This is a genomic window from Mesorhizobium sp. M7A.F.Ca.US.002.01.1.1 (assembly GCF_004022955.1).
Taxonomy (GTDB): Bacteria; Pseudomonadota; Alphaproteobacteria; order Rhizobiales; family Rhizobiaceae; genus Mesorhizobium; species Mesorhizobium ciceri.
This window is the reverse complement of sequence record NZ_RZQE01000107.1, coordinates 1-15,100: the sequence shown is the minus strand read 5'-3', so window position 1 is coordinate 15,100 and position 15,100 is coordinate 1. Positions and strand designations below refer to the sequence as shown.

Below are 15,100 nucleotides of genomic sequence, written 5' to 3'. Positions count from 1 at the left end.
GTCCTTACAAGGGCATCTCCAACTACTATCACGTGACGACCAAGGCCAAGCGCCACGAGAACCTGGTCTGGTATTATCCTGAGCCGGTGCACGAGGCGGAGCGCATCAAGGGGCTGGTCTGTTTCCACCACGAGCTGGTCGACAAGATCCTGGTCGATGGCGTCGAAATCCCGAAGGAAGCCACGGCCGCGTCGAACGGTTATTTCTAGGCATCGACGCCGCTTGCGCGCGGGCGCTTGATCGAAGCACGGGTCAGCGCATACCCTCCTGAGACAGGGAGGACACTCGATGGATCTTTTCAAGCTGGATGGCGATGTCGCGCTGGTCACCGGCGCCGGCAGCGGCATCGGCCAGGCCATCGCGATCGGGCTGGCCGAGGCAGGCGCCGACATCGCCTGTTTTGGTCATGCGTCGAAAGGTGGGCTGGATGAAACGGCGCACCGGATCACGGCACTCGGCCGCAAGGCGCTGGTGCTGAACGGTACAGTGACATCGCAGAGCGATCTGGCGGCGGCGATCGATCGAGTCGAGAGCGAACTCGGTGCGCTGACCGTTGCGGTCAACAATGCCGGCATTGCCGGCTCCGAACCCGCCGAGACGATGCCGCTGGAGACGTGGCAGAAGGTGCACGAGGTCAATGTCGCCGGCGTGTTCCTGTCCTGTCAGGCCGAAGCGCGCAAGATGCTGGTGCGAGGCAAGGGCTCGATCATCAACATCGCCTCGATGTCGGGCACCATCGTCAACCGGGGCCTGACGCAGGCGCACTACAATTCTTCGAAGGCCGCCGTCATCCACATGTCCAGGAGTCTCGCTATGGAGTGGGCCGATCGCGGCCTGCGCGTCAATGTCGTCAGCCCGGGCTACACACTGACGCCGATGAACAAGCGGCCTGAGGTGGCCGAAGAGGTGAAGATCTTCAAGCGCGACACGCCGATGGGGCGGATGGCGGCGCCGGAGGAAATGGTCGGACCGACGGTGTTCCTGGCCAGCCGCGCAGCGAGCTTCGTCACCGGCCTCGACCTGATTGTCGATGGCGGCTACGTCTGCTGGTAGAGGTTCAACTTCGCCTGCAGTCTGAATTTATACGCCTCGCGCGGTGTTAGTCGTTGCGCGACATGAACCTTGATATATATAATTTCATCCCATGAAACTGGCTTGGCGAGATGGCGCTTGCCGGGTCGACAGCCGAGAACATGAGACCTTGATGGCTCGCACCTTGCAAGGCGCCGCAAGACTGGCAATCGATCCGCAGATGACCGCCCCCGCAGCGATCCGTCGGCAACCATGACGCCGACACTGCAGTCCTGTTCCATCATCACTAGAATTGAGCACCATCTTGCCTGCGTCGGCCAAAGCCGGGGCAACAATCTGGCGCCGACGGCCTTGCGCAAAGACCAGCCTTTCCAACACAATCAAGAAAAGCCGCAAGAAGGGAACGAACGATAATTTTCACAGCTTGAAGGAGAACAAGCATGTCACTTCGCAGTGTGATTTCGACCTTAACAATGGGAACCTTCGCACTCGCCGCGGCGAGTGCACTGACACCTTCCGCCCAAGCCGCCGCACCAGAATCCAACGATCCGATCAAGATCGCGCTGTTCGACTGGACCAGCGTCAATCTGAACGCCAAGATCCTCGGCGGTATCCTGGAAAAGCTCGGCTATACCGTCGAGTATCCCACGGCCGACTACCTCTCCAGCCTGACCACGGGCCTCACCAATGGCGATCTCGATGTCGGCCTGGAGTTCTGGGACACGACCGCCGGCGAAGCCATGAAGGCCTCCGATGCGACCGGCCAGACCGAACGGCTGGGCAAGCTCGGACCCAAGGCCAAGGAAGAGTGGTGGTTTCCAGAATACATGAAGGAGAAATGCCCGGGCCTGCCCAATTGGGAAGCGCTAAAGGACCCGAAATGCGCCGAAGCCTTCTCGACGGCGGAGACCGCACCGAAGGGACGCTATCTCGGCGGCCCGGTGACCTGGGAAGGCTTTGACGACGAGCGCGTCGAGGCGCTGAAACTGCCCTTCACCGTCATCCATGCCGGCACCGACGCGGCGATGTTCGCCGAGCTCGATTCCGCCTATCAGCGCAAGGCGCCGATCATGCTGTGGATCTATTCGCCGCATTGGGCGCCGGCCAAATACAAGGGCGAGTGGGTTGAATTCCCGGAATACACGCCCGAGTGCTACAACGACCCGAAATGGGGCGTGAACCCCGACGCCAAATATGACTGCGGCAAGCCGCATGGCGAGATCTGGAAATACTCCTGGTCCGGCATGAAGGACAAATGGCCGGTCGCCTACAAGGTGGCCAAGGCCTACACGATCGACACCGATGAGCTCAACAAGATGAGCGGCGAGATCGATCTCGGCGGCAAGACACCGGAGGACGTCGCAGCTGCCTGGATCGCCGCCCACGAGGCCGACTGGAAAGCCTGGGCGCAGTGATCGTTCCGACTGGAAAAATGAGACCCGGCTGCTGACCAGCCGGGCCTCACTTGTTGATATTCCAGAGGGACATTCGAATGACGGACAGGACTGAACAGGAGCCAAACACGGCGGGCGCGCCAAAAGACGCCCGTCCGGTAAAGCTTGCCTGCCGCAATGTCTGGAAATTGTTCGGATCGAACGCGGCCAATTTCATCCGCGAACGTGACGGCAAGGCCAGCATGGCCGACGTCACGGCTGCCGGGCTGGTCGGCGCGGTGCGCGCCGTCGACCTTGAAATCCGCCAGGGCGAGATTTTCATCATCATGGGCCTGTCGGGCTCCGGCAAGTCGACGCTGGTGCGCTGCATGTCGAGGCTGGTCGAGCCGACCCACGGCAAGGTCGAATTCGAGGGCAATGACCTGCTGAAAATCTCCGATGCAGCACTCATCGAATTGCGACGACACCGCATGGGCATGGTGTTCCAAAATTTTGCGCTGTTGCCGCATCTCAACGTGCTGGAGAACATCGCCTTCCCACTCAGCATCCAGGGGCAGGACCGGGCGACACGCGAAGCAAGGGCGCGCGAGGTCATCGAGCTTGTCGGCTTAAGGGGTCGCGAGCATTTCTATCCGCGCGAACTGTCCGGCGGTCAGCAGCAGCGTGTCGGCATCGCCCGCAGCCTGGCGACAAAACCGGAAATCTGGTTCCTCGACGAGCCGTTCTCGGCGCTCGATCCGCTGATCCGCCGCGAGATGCAGGACGAGCTGATGCGGCTGCAGATGATGCTGCACAAGACCATCGTCTTCATCACCCATGATTTCGACGAGGCCATCCGGCTGGCCGACCGCATCGCCATCATGAAGGATGGCGAGGTCATCCAGATCGGCACGCCGGAGGAACTGGTGGTCAATCCGGCGACCGACTACGTCGCCGAGTTCACCCGCGACGTCGACCGCGCCAAGGTGATCTCGGCACGCAGCCTGATGCAGGCCTGCGACGGCTCGGAGCATGGCGGAACGGTGGCGCCGGAGACCAAGATATCCAGCTTTTCCGCCAGCATCGTTGCCGCCAACAAGCCGTTCGCGGTCGTCAACGGCACCGGCAAGCCGATCGGCGAGGTGACGCCGCAAGCGGTGATCGATCTGCTGGCCGGCATTGAGCGTTCCGGAGGCGGCACATGACGGTGACGGCAAGCGCCGGCGAAACGCGGTCGCGCCCGGTTCAGGTCTGGCTGTTCGTCTGGGCGGTGGCACTCGCGGCCGTGCTTGTCGTGTTCCTGTTGCAAGACCGCCTGTCCTGGACGGTCAATTATCCGGCCAGCGCCGTCGTGCCGGTCGCCGATTGGATCAGCGCGCTGATGCGCTGGATCAAGTCGAACCTGTCCTGGTTGACCCGCTCGATCACCGCTGTGCTCGGCGTTCCGCTCGATTTCGCGCTCAATCTGCTGGCCAAGAATTTCAAGATCGGTCACGGCGCGGACGCCTATGTCCTGCCGCGGCTGTCCTGGGTCGGCGTCTGTGCTGCCGCCTTCATCGCGGGGCATGCAGCCGGCGGCAGAAAACTCGGCCTGCTGGTCGGCGGCTGCTTCCTCTACATCGCGCTGTTCGGCCAATGGACCAGCGCCATGCTGACGCTTGGGCTGATCTCCATCGCCGTGCCGTTCTGCATCGTCACCGGGCTGTTCGCCGGCATCTGGGCGTGGCGCAAGCCGTGGGCCGAAAGGCTCATCGTCTCCCCTGCCCTCGACCTGATGCAGACGATCCCGACCTTCGCCTATCTCATCCCAATGCTGCTGCTGTTCGGCAACAGCCCGGTCTCGGCGATGATTGCGACCGCCATCTTCGCCACCCCGCCGATGGTGCGAGCAACGATGCTCGGCCTATCGCGGGTGCCGTCGGAGATCGACGATTTCAGCGAAATGGCCGGCTGCACGGCGCAGCAGAAACTGTGGCGGGTGCTGCTGCCGTCGGCGCGGCCGACATTGATGGTCGGCGTCAACCAGGTCATCATGCTGGCGCTGAACATGGTGATCATCGCTTCGATGATCGGTGCCGGCGGCCTCGGCTACGACGTGCTCCTGGCGCTGCGCGCGCTGAAGGTCGGCGAGGCGATGGAAGCCGGCCTTGCCATTGTGGCACTCGCCATCGCACTCGACCGGCTGAGCCAAGCCATCGCGCACAGCCAAGCAAAGGGCCATGTCCATCAGGAGGTAAGCCCGAGCCTCTGGTGGCGCTACCCCAACCTGACGCTGGCCATCGCCATCCTTGTCGTGACAACACTGCTCGGCCTGTTCGTGCCGGCCTTGGCAGTGGTGCCGAAAGCGATCACTTTCACCACGGCGCCGCTGTGGAAGGCGGCGGTGAACTGGGTGACCATCAATTTCTTCGACACGATCGAAGCATTTCGCGTGGCGCTCATACTCAATCTGCTAAACCCGCTGCGCGCCTTTTGCGAGGGCTTTCCGTGGCTCGGCGCCGTCTTCCTGCTCGGCCTTGCAGGCTATCAACTCTCCGGCCTGCGTCTCGCCGTCCTCGTCGCCGCGCTGACCGCCTTCTGCGCCATCACCGGCCTGTGGGAAAAGACCATGGCGACGGTCTATCTCTGCGGTATCTCGGCCTTGATCGCCTGCCTGATCGGCATCCCGATCGGGCTGATGGCTTCACGCAGCGACCGGTTCGAGAAGATCGTCACGCCGGTCATCGATACGCTGCAGGTGCTGCCATCCTTCTGCTTCATCATCCCGGTGGTGATGCTGTTTCGGGTCGGCGACGTCACCGCCATGATCGCGACGATCGCCTTCGCCGTGGTGCCGGCGATCCGCTACACCAATCACGGCATCAGGCAGGTGCCGCCGGCGCTGATCGAGGCGGCCAAGGTGTCGGGCTGCACGCCGCGCCAGACCTTCTTTCGCGTGCAACTGCCGCTGGCGCTGCCGGAAATCATGCTGGGCGTCAACCAGACGATCCTGATGGCGCTGGCAATGATCATCATCTGCGCCATGGTCGGCACCCGCGATCTCGGCCAGGAAGTGTTCATCGCGCTGTCCAAGGCCGATTCCGGCCGCGGCATCGTCGCGGGTCTCGCCATCGCCTTCATCGGCATCGTCGCCGACCGGCTGTTCAGCGCCTGGACGGCGAAGGCGCGCGCAAGGCTGGGTTAGGATTAGCCGCCCCGATACAGGAGAGAATGATGACCGGCCGGATCGCTCACTGCACCTGCGGCCAATTGCAGATCCGCTGCCCGCAAGAGCCGGCCAAGGTCTCGCTTTGCCATTGCCTGGACTGTCAGCGGCGGACCGGCAGTCCGTTCGGGATCGCCGCTTTCTTCGATGCCGCCGAGACCGAGATCAGCGGCTCATTCCAGACATTCCAACGCGATTCCGACAGCGGCTTTCCCGTCACCTTCCATTTCTGCGGAACGTGCGGCTCAACGGTCTTCTGGTATCCGTCACGAAAACCGGCGGCGGTAGCCGTCGCAGTCGGCTGCTTCGGAGACCCGGCATTTCCGGCGCCGACGCAGTCTGTTTATGGCGAGAGTCGCCACGGCTGGGTCGAGGCGCCGGCCTGACGGCAAGCCCACTCGTTATTCCGCCGCGACGCCCTTCACCTCGAGATAGCTCTCCATCGAATCATCCAGCGCCTGCAGCCACGGCGTATGATGCAGCGGCGCCATGGTGCCGGTCATCAGCGAGCGGTAGGCGTGGTCGCGGAAGCTCATAATGTCTTCGCCCTTGTGGTGTTCCCATTCCATGAAGGTCTGGTTGACCGCCTCGACGTCGAAACCGGGATAATCGGTCTGGTCCATCAATTCCTTGGTGTAGTCGCCCTGGAACCAGATCATCTGCTCGGCGTCTTCCAGCGTTTCCTCACGCGCGCGCCACTTCGCGCCGTGAGCGGCCATCGCCTCGGCCGAGGGCAGCTTGATGCGGCCCATGATGACGTCGCGGGCAAACCAGGCCTGCGCGTCGAACATATTGAAGGTGTAGAACTGATCCTGCATGCCGATATAGGAAAGCTGTGGGTTCTTCTCCCAGACGACGCCTTCATAGAGATCGAGCGGCCACATGCGGTTGGCTGTCTTGAGCTTCAGATCGTCGGTCAGGAAGGGGAAGGAATGCAGGTACCCGGTGCACAGGATGATGGCGTCGACATCCTTGGTCGTGCCATCCTTGAAATGCGCGGTTTTGCCGACGACCTTCTGCAGCAGCGGCACCTCTTTCCAATTCTCCGGCCATTTGAAACCCATCGGCTTCGAGCGGTAGCTGGAGGTGATGGATTTGGCGCCGTATTTGTAGCATTGCGAGCCGATGTCCTCGGCCGAATAGGAGCGGCCGATGATCAGGATATCCTTGCCCTTGAACTCCATCGCGTCGCGGAAATCATGGCTGTGCAGGATGCGGCCATTGAAGGTGGAGAAACCCTCGAAATAGGGCACGTTGGGTACCGAGAAATGCCCGGAGGCGACGACGACATTGTCGAACTCTTCCGAGTAGGTGACGTCGTTGGTGCGGTCATGCGCGGTGACGGTGAATTTCTTCGTCTCGTCCGAAAACGTCACCATGCGCACCGGGCTGTTGAAGCGCACCCATTTGCGCAGGCCTGATTTCTCGACGCGCCCCTTGATGTAGTCCCACAGCACGGCGCGCGGCGGATAGGAGCCGATCGGCCGGCCGAAGTGCTCCTCGAAAGTATAGTCGGCGAATTCCAGGCATTCCTTTGGTCCGTTCGACCAGAGATAGCGATACATGGAACCGTGCACCGGATCGCCATGCTCGTCGAGACCGGTGCGCCAGGTGTAGTTCCACAGGCCGCCCCAGTCCGACTGCTTTTCGAAGCAGACGATCTCGGGAATGTCGGCGCCCTTGTCGGCCGCCGATTTGAAGGCCCTGAGCTGTGCCAGGCCGGATGGGCCGGCTCCGACGACGGCAACGCGACTTTTCATGGCAGGCCTCCCGATCTGGTTTCGACTTTTGCCTTGACGCAACTCCCAAGGGGAAAGCGCTATGCGCTTTTTCCGGAATTGCTCTTACGAAACAAATTTCACTCACAGGGACAGTAATTGGCCCTTTCGTGCTGTCAACAGCCCGGTGCGGAAACAACGTTCCGCCGATGTGGATTTCCCGCAAAAAACCGGACGCGGCCAAACGCCGGATCGTGCGCATGCGCTTTCAGGCGACTTGCCGTCGCAGTTGCGCTGCTGTATCGGCACCTGACATGTTCACCTAGAGTGAAATAAATCCGCAGGAGTGCCGGGGGCGACATGGCGAAGAAGGTTTCCGATTCCAAGGCTGGTCCAGCCGGTGCAAAGGCCAAGCCGCAGCCAAAGGTCTCGGCCGACGGGAAAACCATCCGCGCGCCGCTGACGCAGAACCCGCATGCCATTCGCGACACGCGCGAAAAGGTGCTGGAGGTGGCGATCGGCCGCGAGGTGCGCGCCTTCCGCAAGAAGCTCGGCATCACCGTCGCCGATCTGGCGGTCGCCACCGACATTTCGCTGGGCATGCTGTCGAAGATCGAGAATGGCATCACCTCGCCGTCACTGACCACCTTGCAGGCGCTGTCGCGGGCGCTCGGCGTCCCGGTCACCGCCTTCTTCCGCCGGTTCGAGGAAGAGCGCAGCGCCGTTTTCGTCAAGGCCGGCCAAGGCCTCGATGTCGAGCGCCGCGGCACGCGCGCCGGTCACCAGTACAATCTGCTCGGCCATATCGGCTCCAATACCAGCGGCGTCGTCGTCGAGCCCTATTTGATCACGCTGACCGAGGATTCCGACGTGTTTCCGACCTTCCAGCATGAGGGCATGGAGTTCCTCTATATGCTCGAGGGCGAGGTCGTTTACCGGCACGGCAGCAATCTCTACCCGATGAAGCCCGGCGACAGCCTGTTCTTCGACGCCGACGCGCCGCACGGGCCGGAACAGCTGACGAAACTGCCGATGCGGTATTTGTCGATTATCTGCTATCCGCAGAGCGCGGGTTGAGCGGGACTCGATCTCCCCACGAGGGGGAGATCGGCAGCTTCGCGGGCGTCGCTCAATCCGGTCCGAACCCAGGGCTCGTCGGGCTGCCGTCGTCGAGCTTCGACAGCCACTCGACCAACGTTGACCTATACCGGGTCAGGCCCTTGTAGTTGGCGAGTTCGTCGGGCAGGTCGCGGATGACGCGGTGCAGGCGCCGGGCCCATTTTGGTTGCGTCACCAGCTCATCCATCTTGATCAGATAGCAGCGGATCGGAAAGACGATGCCGTTCGAGCGCGGCAGGCGCCAAAAACTCTGCAGCTCGACGCGCAGATGCACTTTGTCGCCGACATTTTCCGGCGTCACCGTAGCCCGGTCCGGACCCCATTTGTGATAGTTTTCGGGGCTGGTGTCGAGGCGCGGATTGATGGTCATCGTCCAGTTCAGGCGCCTGGCCGGCTTGCCTTGCTGGATGTTGGTGAGGAATTTCAGCGCCCTGACAAAAATCCCCTTCTCATGCGCCAGCGGCACCGGCGCGTGCCATTCGAAAAAGTTCATGCCGATGTCGAAATCGAGCGACCAGTCGGCTTGGGTGGTGACCATGCCGGCATCCATCCACAGATTGCCGTCGCGCTGGTCGAGGATGCAGAAGTCGCCCTGGCTCTGGCGGGTGATGTACTCCATCGGGCCGTAAGGCAGCGTCGAGGTGTCGCCGAAGGTGAAGGTGTCGTCGATGCCGAGCGGCCGGTTGATCCAGCGCCAGCGGTCGCCGTCGCGGGTCAGCGTGAAATGCTCGGGATAGCCCAGCGCCTGCTGCTCCATCAGCAGTTCCAGCAAGTCCCAACCGGCCAGCGTCATGTGCGGCAGCGACTGGCAGCGCAGCGGGTCCTCGGCCAGCACCAGCGCGCGGTCCTGCATCTCGGCGACATAGTGCTCGTCGACGTCGATCAGGTTTTCCAGCACGCTGCCTTTCGGCCCAACGACATGCGGCTCGATGTTGACCGCATACATGTAGGCGTCTTCGTGGAAAGGGAACGGGAAGCGCCTGATGTGCTCAGGGCTGTTCCTGAAGGTGAAGTCGTCGCGGAACGTTTCCTTGCGAAAGGTGATGCCCATGATTTCCTCCTAGCGCTCCAGGACCAGCGACCGGCCCTCGAAGCGCGACACGCACGGCATGATCTTCTTGCCCGAACGGTGCTCTTCCTCGCTCAGCCAGTGGTCGTTGTGGATGAACTTGCCGTCGCAAGAGATGACGTTGGTTTCGCACTGGCCGCAGACGCCGCCGCGGCAGAGATAGGGCGGATCGACGCCGGCCGCTTCGATCGCTTCCAGCAGGCTCTGCTGCTCATCGACGCGGATCGTCTTGCCGCTGACGGCAAGCGTCACGTCGAAAGGCAGGCCAGGCTGGGGGGCCGCGAAATGCTCGAAATGCACAGTTTCCGATGGCCAACCGAGGCTTGCCGCGCGATCACGCACCCAGTTGATCATGCCGGCCGGGCCGCAGACATAGAGATGCGTGCCGAGCGGCTGCGTCGACAGCAGCCGGTCGAGTTCGATGCGCTCGTCAAGGTCGTCATGATAGAGCCTGACCCGTCGGTCGTAGCGCTCGCGCAGCACATCGGCGTAGGTGCCGAGCGATGCGGTGCGGCAGGTGTAGTGCAGTTCGAAATTGCCGCCTTCCGCCGCAAGCTGAGCGGTCTGCGCCATGAACGGCGTGATGCCGATGCCGCCGGCCAGCATCAGATGCTTTTTGGCGCGCAGGTCGAGCGAGAACAGATTGACGGGATAGCTGACCACCATCTCCATGCCGGGCTTGACGTTCCGGTGCATGAACAGCGAGCCGCCGCGGCCGACATCGTCGCGGCGCACCGAGATCGTGTATTCGCGCGTGTCGAGCGGCGAGCCCATCAGCGAATAGGGGTTGAGCCTGGTGCGTTCGCCGTCGCGCATCTCGACCACGACATGGGCGCCGCCGGAAAAGGTCGGCAGCAACTCGCCGTCGCGCCGGCGGAAATGGAAGCGGGTGACGAGGTCGTTGACCGGGACGACGTCGCTGACCACGACATCGAGTTTTGTTGTTCCGGCGCTCATCGGAAAACCTCCTCCATCGGAGGAATCTCGCTGCGATCCTCGGCGTTGATGCAGACGCCCTGGAACGCCGCGATGCGCCTGGAATAATGATCGCGCACCAGAAGCAGCAGGCCGCAATGCGCGCAGGTCGCCGGCTGCGTCGTCACATTCTCGGTGATGCCCTTGCAGTGGACGCATTGCATGCGCCGCGCCAGCGAACCGCGGTGCTCGGTCTGGATCGAAGTGTGGTCGATGCCGGCTTCAAGCGCCACCTGCATCGCCTGGCCGATCAGGCCCTCAGTGCCGGCGAGATAGAGGCGCAGGCCCATATGCGCATTGGTCAGTGTCTGCCTAAGCCGTGGCAGCAGGCTGGCGAAGGATGGCGACAGATGAAACTGCGCCGGTCTCAGCGCTTCGAGGGCTGCGGTGTGTTTGCCGTCAGGCCCGGGAATGAAGACGATTTCGGCGTCGTCGAAAAACCCGGGCGGCGCCCTCCCGGCCATCTCCGCTATCGCCAGCGCCCCTTCCGCATCCGCGATAAAAAGATGATGCTTGCCGGGCTGCGGAGACAAGGTTCCGTAAACAGGCCGGCTGATGATGCTTTTGGCTGCCATTTAAGTCTTCGTGCCTTCGAGCGCTTCACCGTTTCATAGAAACGGCGGACCGCTCTATCTCTTTGCTTTGACGCAATTCCGGACGGAAAACCGTTTCACACTTTTCCTGGAACTGCTCGAACCCCTCGCTGTTGATTATGCCTCAACCTTTCGCCGTGCGCTTGGTCTTCTTGGGATCGTCGAATGGCAATGGCTGGGCGGTGGCCTTGATGGCGCCGCTCCTGTTGCGGATTTCGAGCTTGGTGTCCTTGACCGCGCAGTCGACGTCGAGGCGGGCGATGCCCATCGATTTCTCGACCAGCGGCGAATACATGGCGCAGGTTACCACGCCCACCTTCTTGCCGTCGCGATAGACCGGCGCACCCTCATCGGCCGGCTCCTTGCCGTCGAGCAGAACGCCGTAGATCTTGAAGCGCTCCTTACCCTTGAGGCGATAATGCTCCTCGGCGCCGCGGAAGCCGGTCTTTCCGGGGCTGACGGTGAAGTCGAGGCCGAGCTCCCACAGCGTGTCGCCGGGTCCTTCGTTCTCGAACGGATATTTCTGCGAATTGTCGTAGGGGTAGAACAGCAAATAGCTTTCCACCCGCAGCATGTCGAGGGTGGTGAAGCGGCACGGAATGATGCCGGCGCTCTTGCCCTCGTCGAGGATCCTGTCCCAGATCGTGCCGGCATCCTGGCCGCGGCAGAAGATCTCGTAGCCGCGCTCGCCGGTGTAGCCGGTGCGCGAGATCATGACGGGCAAACCGAACAGTTGCGTCTGCATATGATGGAAATAGTTGAGGTCGCGAATGCCCGGCACATGCTTGGCCAGATAGTCGACGGCGGTTGGCCCCTGCAGCGAAAGATCGTGCAGATTGTCGTCGAAGCGCAGCGACACGTCGCGGCCCATAGCCGCCCGCTGCAACTCCTCATGACCGGTGCCCGAACCATGCACGACCATCCAGGCATTGGGGCCGGTGCGGTAGAGGATGCAATCGTCGGTGAATTTTCCCGCCTCGTTCAGCATGCAGGCATAGGCCGACTTGCCGGGGTAGATCTTTTCGACGTCGCGCGTCGTCGCCAGGTCGATCAGGTGTGAAGCATGCGGCCCGGTGATGTGCACCTTCTTGAGGCCGGAGACATCCATCAGGCCAGCCTTGGTGCGGATGGCGATGTACTCCTCGTCGGCATCCTTGTCGTAGGTCCAGGCGGTTCCCATGCCGCTCCAGTCTTCGAGCTTCGAACCGAGCGCTCGGTGGCGATCCGCCAGGGTCGAAAATCTCCAGGATGCCGTCATCCGCTCGTCCTCCGTTTGGATAATGCTCTGCTGTTCCCTGCCCCCTGCGCAGTGGCGGGAGCTTTGACCGAATATTGATCGCAAACGCCAGGACGCCGCAATACCCATAAGCAATTAATTTCATTGTCAGGCAAAATCCACCGCACAAAGCAAACAGTTAACCTCACGTAAATCGCGCTTGACAATTGCGGGATTCGGATTGAATTTATGAAAAAAATTTCACTCTCTTGAAAGAGGGCAGCGGCCGGCCAATTCGGGGCCTGGCGTTGGAAAAAGGGGAAAACCGATGTCAGACATGCAACAGCGCATCGAAGCGCTGTACCGTTCCGACGTGCGCGGATCCGCGCTCCTGATCGTCTGCCTGTGGGCAACGATCCTCTTCGTCCTGCTCATGACATGGCCCTACATCCCGCACAGCGGCATCAAGGCCGTGGTCGCGATCGCCGCCGCCGCCGTGCTGATCTTCAACACGGCCGCCATCCTGGCGATGGTCAAGCACTACAAGGAAGACAAGGAATTCATCTACGGGCTCGATATCAAGAACGCCGACGCATTCCGCAACCGCAAGTCCTGAGGGGTAGAAGAGATGTCCCGCTACACGCCGCCGGAGCAGAGCAAGGCCGGGCAGGTTTTCGACATCGCCGTCGTCGTCGTCGCCATTTTCGTGGCGCTGTGGCTGCCGCTGAAACTGGGCCTCGCCGGTGCGGCGAAATCCATCGACGCGCTCGACGCCAAGACGTGGGAAGCGCTCGGCCAGAACCCGACCATGGCCTCGATCTGGGAAAAGCTCGGCTACACGCCCGAGACCGCGCACGACATCATCCAGAACCGCTTCCATTATGTCATCGACTGGCCGACGCTGATCATAATGGCTGCGGTGCTGATAGGCTATTTCGTCTTCCTGTTTCGCGCATCCGACCGCGAATATCGCGACGTCATCAACGAAAAATTCGACGACAAGTAAGAGTTCTGAGGACGATTTAATTCGGGGACACGATCATGTGGGTGGCACTCTCTTACGCATGCTGGGGCATCTCGATCGTGCTCGCTTTGTGGATGCTTTACGACTGGTTCAAGGTCGACACGACCTTCTCCGAAGAGGTGCTGACCTCGTCGCGCGAAGGCGAACTGGAAGCCACTTCCGAAAAACACCGGATCTGAGTGAGGATTGAACAATGACGATCGCACTTGAACCGGCTGCCCCGGCTGTCCAAGGGGACAGAGTTTCACTTCTGCGCGTGCTCGGACCGGCCCATGTCTGGGCGCTCGGCGTCGGCATCGTCCTGGTCGGCGAATTCACCGGCTGGAATTTCTCGGCGGACAAGGGTGGCGCGCTGGCCGCGCTCATCGTCTGCTGGGTCGTCGGATTGCTCTACACCTCGGTCGCGATGATCGATTCCGAGGTGACATCGACCGTGGCCGCCGCCGGCGGCCAGTATGCGCAGGCAAAGCACATCGTCGGACCGCTGATGGCGTTCAACGTCGCGCTGTTCCTGGTCTTTGCCTACACGATGCTCGAAGTGTCCGACGCCATCCTGCTCGGCGACACCATCGTCGCCAAGGCCGGCGTCGAAGGGCTCACCCACAATTCCTTCATCGCCGCGACCATCGTCGTGCTGGCGTGGCTGAACTATCGCGGCGTGCTGATGACGCTCAACGTCAACTTCGTCATCACCGCGATCGCCTATATCTCGATCGTCATCCTGTTCTTCTCGGTCAGCCCGTGGACGCAAGGCGCGGTGCTGAAGCTGAACGAACTGGTCACCCCTGGCAATGCGCTTCCCTATGGCTGGATCGGCGTCATCGCCGCCTTCCAGTTCGGCATATGGTACTATCTCGGCATCGAAGGCACCACACAGGCCGCCGAGGAAGTGCGCTCCCCGGCGCGCTCGCTGCCTTACGGCACCATGGCCGGCATGATCACGCTTTTGATCGCGGCGGCCATGACCTGGTATGTCTGCGCCTCCCTGATGCCCTGGGAATATCTCGGCATCACCTACTATCCACTGTGGGACGCCGGCAAGCTGACCGGCAGCCCGCTGCTCGAGAACCTGTTGTTCGTCGCCACGCTGCTCGCCGCGCTGGCGTCGGCCAATGGCTGCATCAACGATGCGGCGCGCGCCTGGTTCTCGCTCGGCCGCGACCGCTATCTGCCGACATGGTTCTCGGCCGTGCATCCGAAATATCGCACGCCCTATCGCTCGATCCTGTTCCTGCTGCCGATCGCGCTGGCCTTCGCCTTCATCGCCGACCTCAACCAGGCGATCACCTTTTCGATCCTGTCGGGGGTGCTGCAATACACGTTCATGAGCATCAACATCATCATGTTCCGCAAGAAGTGGCCGCTGGGCTCGATCCGCCGAGGCTACACCCACCCCTTCCATCCGATCCCGGCCATGGTGCTGTTCTGCCTGTGCGTGGTGACCTTCTTCGCCATCTTCCTCGGCTTCGGCTCGCAGCTGATCGCCATGGTCGCCTTCTACTTCCTGATCTCGCTGTGGTTCCACTTCTACCGTTACAAATTCGTGCGGCGCGGCGACCAGTTCACCATGCCGTGGCCAAAGCCGCAGGGTTATTGATGGGAGTAGGCCCGTCCGGATCCCGGGCGGGCCTGGCATGAGAAAATGTCCGATCTGACATCAGCACTGCTGGCCGGGGCCATTGTCCTGGTTGTCGTTCTCCACCTTGCCTGGCAAGCGCGTGCCAGCCGCAGCAGGGCATCGATGGCGCTCGCCGTCGAGCAGGACCGCATCCGCAC

The 15,100-nt window shown here is 61.9% G+C and carries 16 protein-coding genes; 11 read left to right on the top strand and 5 right to left on the bottom strand.

Annotated features, from left to right (window positions below; all coding sequences use genetic code 11):
* From EN932_RS13510 to EN932_RS13485, 6 genes are all read left to right on the top strand, one after another.
* Window positions 1-209, top strand: a 209-nt coding sequence (locus EN932_RS13510) for a DUF427 domain-containing protein (protein ID WP_128368865.1), incomplete at its 5' end; no start/stop codon positions are given.
* Window positions 210-288: 79 nt separating this feature from the next.
* Window positions 289-1,053 carry an SDR family oxidoreductase gene (locus EN932_RS13505; protein ID WP_013532887.1) on the top strand — a complete coding sequence of 255 codons (765 nt, stop codon included), beginning with the start codon at window positions 289-291 and terminating at the stop codon, window positions 1,051-1,053.
* Between the two features lie 419 nt (window positions 1,054-1,472).
* Window positions 1,473-2,447 carry an ABC transporter substrate-binding protein gene (locus EN932_RS13500; RefSeq protein WP_064995094.1) on the top strand — a complete coding sequence of 325 codons (975 nt, stop codon included), beginning with the start codon at window positions 1,473-1,475 and terminating at the stop codon, window positions 2,445-2,447.
* 77 nt (window positions 2,448-2,524) lie between these two features.
* Complete coding sequence (locus tag EN932_RS13495) at window positions 2,525-3,610, top strand: glycine betaine/L-proline ABC transporter ATP-binding protein (RefSeq protein WP_127369001.1); 1,086 nt, start codon at window positions 2,525-2,527, stop codon at window positions 3,608-3,610.
* Window positions 3,607-5,589 carry an ABC transporter permease subunit gene (locus EN932_RS13490; RefSeq protein WP_127369002.1) on the top strand — a complete coding sequence of 661 codons (1,983 nt, stop codon included), beginning with the start codon at window positions 3,607-3,609 and terminating at the stop codon, window positions 5,587-5,589. Before EN932_RS13495 ends, EN932_RS13490 begins: the two co-directional genes overlap by 4 nt.
* A 29-nt stretch (window positions 5,590-5,618) precedes the next feature.
* Window positions 5,619-5,996: a GFA family protein gene (locus EN932_RS13485; RefSeq protein ID WP_013532891.1), complete on the top strand. Its 378-nt coding sequence runs from the start codon at window positions 5,619-5,621 to the stop codon at window positions 5,994-5,996.
* A 15-nt stretch (window positions 5,997-6,011) separates the two neighbouring features.
* Here the strand turns inward: EN932_RS13485 and EN932_RS13480 are convergent, their stop codons facing one another.
* Window positions 6,012-7,370 (bottom strand): NAD(P)/FAD-dependent oxidoreductase, encoded by a 1,359-nt coding sequence (locus EN932_RS13480; RefSeq protein WP_127369003.1) that lies wholly within the window; start codon window positions 7,368-7,370, stop codon window positions 6,012-6,014.
* A 318-nt stretch (window positions 7,371-7,688) separates the two neighbouring features.
* Here EN932_RS13480 and EN932_RS13475 point away from each other — a divergent pair, with 318 nt between their 5' ends.
* Window positions 7,689-8,405, top strand: a complete 717-nt coding sequence (locus tag EN932_RS13475; RefSeq protein ID WP_013532893.1) for an XRE family transcriptional regulator — start codon at window positions 7,689-7,691, stop codon at window positions 8,403-8,405.
* Window positions 8,406-8,457: 52 nt separating this feature from the next.
* Here the strand turns inward: EN932_RS13475 and EN932_RS13470 are convergent, their stop codons facing one another.
* From EN932_RS13470 to EN932_RS13455, 4 genes are all read right to left on the bottom strand, one after another.
* Complete coding sequence (locus tag EN932_RS13470) at window positions 8,458-9,498, bottom strand: DUF3445 domain-containing protein (RefSeq protein WP_024502597.1); 1,041 nt, start codon at window positions 9,496-9,498, stop codon at window positions 8,458-8,460.
* Window positions 9,499-9,507: 9 nt separating this feature from the next.
* Window positions 9,508-10,473 carry a PDR/VanB family oxidoreductase gene (locus EN932_RS13465; RefSeq protein WP_063167620.1) on the bottom strand — a complete coding sequence of 322 codons (966 nt, stop codon included), beginning with the start codon at window positions 10,471-10,473 and terminating at the stop codon, window positions 9,508-9,510.
* On the bottom strand, window positions 10,470-11,066 hold the full coding sequence (locus tag EN932_RS13460) for a dimethylamine monooxygenase subunit DmmA family protein (protein ID WP_063171623.1): 597 nt from the start codon (window positions 11,064-11,066) through the stop codon (window positions 10,470-10,472). The genes EN932_RS13465 and EN932_RS13460 overlap by 4 nt, the downstream gene beginning before the upstream one ends.
* A gap of 142 nt (window positions 11,067-11,208) precedes the next feature.
* Window positions 11,209-12,342: an aminomethyltransferase family protein gene (locus EN932_RS13455; RefSeq protein WP_027163838.1), complete on the bottom strand. Its 1,134-nt coding sequence runs from the start codon at window positions 12,340-12,342 to the stop codon at window positions 11,209-11,211.
* Between the two features lie 286 nt (window positions 12,343-12,628).
* Between EN932_RS13455 and EN932_RS13450 the strand changes: the two genes are divergently transcribed.
* Genes EN932_RS13450 through EN932_RS13435 form a run of 4 tightly spaced genes read left to right on the top strand, consistent with a single transcriptional unit; the run spans window position 12,629 to window position 14,921 of the window.
* The gene (locus EN932_RS13450; RefSeq protein ID WP_013532898.1) at window positions 12,629-12,916 is read left to right on the top strand and encodes a hypothetical protein; all 288 of its coding nucleotides are present in this window, start codon (window positions 12,629-12,631) and stop codon (window positions 12,914-12,916) included.
* A gap of 12 nt (window positions 12,917-12,928) precedes the next feature.
* Window positions 12,929-13,306, top strand: coding sequence for a hypothetical protein (locus tag EN932_RS13445; protein ID WP_013532899.1), 378 nt, complete (start codon window positions 12,929-12,931; stop codon window positions 13,304-13,306).
* A gap of 35 nt (window positions 13,307-13,341) precedes the next feature.
* Window positions 13,342-13,503 carry a hypothetical protein gene (locus EN932_RS13440; RefSeq protein ID WP_013532900.1) on the top strand — a complete coding sequence of 54 codons (162 nt, stop codon included), beginning with the start codon at window positions 13,342-13,344 and terminating at the stop codon, window positions 13,501-13,503.
* A gap of 14 nt (window positions 13,504-13,517) precedes the next feature.
* On the top strand, window positions 13,518-14,921 hold the full coding sequence (locus EN932_RS13435) for an amino acid permease (RefSeq protein ID WP_024502594.1): 1,404 nt from the start codon (window positions 13,518-13,520) through the stop codon (window positions 14,919-14,921).
* The last annotated feature ends 179 nt before the right edge of the window (window positions 14,922-15,100 follow it).

Excerpts from the sequence above, each read along its gene's own strand:
- EN932_RS13505 (WP_013532887.1), top strand. The coding sequence starts at position 289 with ATGGATCTTTTCAAGCTGGATGGCGATGTCGCGCTGGTCACCGGCGCC.
- EN932_RS13500 (WP_064995094.1), top strand. The coding sequence starts at position 1,473 with ATGTCACTTCGCAGTGTGATTTCGACCTTAACAATGGGAACCTTCGCA.
- EN932_RS13495 (WP_127369001.1), top strand. The coding sequence starts at position 2,525 with ATGACGGACAGGACTGAACAGGAGCCAAACACGGCGGGCGCGCCAAAA.
- EN932_RS13490 (WP_127369002.1), top strand. The coding sequence starts at position 3,607 with ATGACGGTGACGGCAAGCGCCGGCGAAACGCGGTCGCGCCCGGTTCAG.
- EN932_RS13485 (WP_013532891.1), top strand. The coding sequence starts at position 5,619 with ATGACCGGCCGGATCGCTCACTGCACCTGCGGCCAATTGCAGATCCGC.
- EN932_RS13480 (WP_127369003.1), bottom strand. The coding sequence starts at position 7,370 with ATGAAAAGTCGCGTTGCCGTCGTCGGAGCCGGCCCATCCGGCCTGGCA.
- EN932_RS13475 (WP_013532893.1), top strand. The coding sequence starts at position 7,689 with ATGGCGAAGAAGGTTTCCGATTCCAAGGCTGGTCCAGCCGGTGCAAAG.
- EN932_RS13470 (WP_024502597.1), bottom strand. The coding sequence starts at position 9,498 with ATGGGCATCACCTTTCGCAAGGAAACGTTCCGCGACGACTTCACCTTC.
- EN932_RS13465 (WP_063167620.1), bottom strand. The coding sequence starts at position 10,473 with ATGAGCGCCGGAACAACAAAACTCGATGTCGTGGTCAGCGACGTCGTC.
- EN932_RS13460 (WP_063171623.1), bottom strand. The coding sequence starts at position 11,066 with ATGGCAGCCAAAAGCATCATCAGCCGGCCTGTTTACGGAACCTTGTCT.
- EN932_RS13455 (WP_027163838.1), bottom strand. The coding sequence starts at position 12,342 with ATGACGGCATCCTGGAGATTTTCGACCCTGGCGGATCGCCACCGAGCG.
- EN932_RS13450 (WP_013532898.1), top strand. The coding sequence starts at position 12,629 with ATGTCAGACATGCAACAGCGCATCGAAGCGCTGTACCGTTCCGACGTG.
- EN932_RS13445 (WP_013532899.1), top strand. The coding sequence starts at position 12,929 with ATGTCCCGCTACACGCCGCCGGAGCAGAGCAAGGCCGGGCAGGTTTTC.
- EN932_RS13440 (WP_013532900.1), top strand. The coding sequence starts at position 13,342 with ATGTGGGTGGCACTCTCTTACGCATGCTGGGGCATCTCGATCGTGCTC.
- EN932_RS13435 (WP_024502594.1), top strand. The coding sequence starts at position 13,518 with ATGACGATCGCACTTGAACCGGCTGCCCCGGCTGTCCAAGGGGACAGA.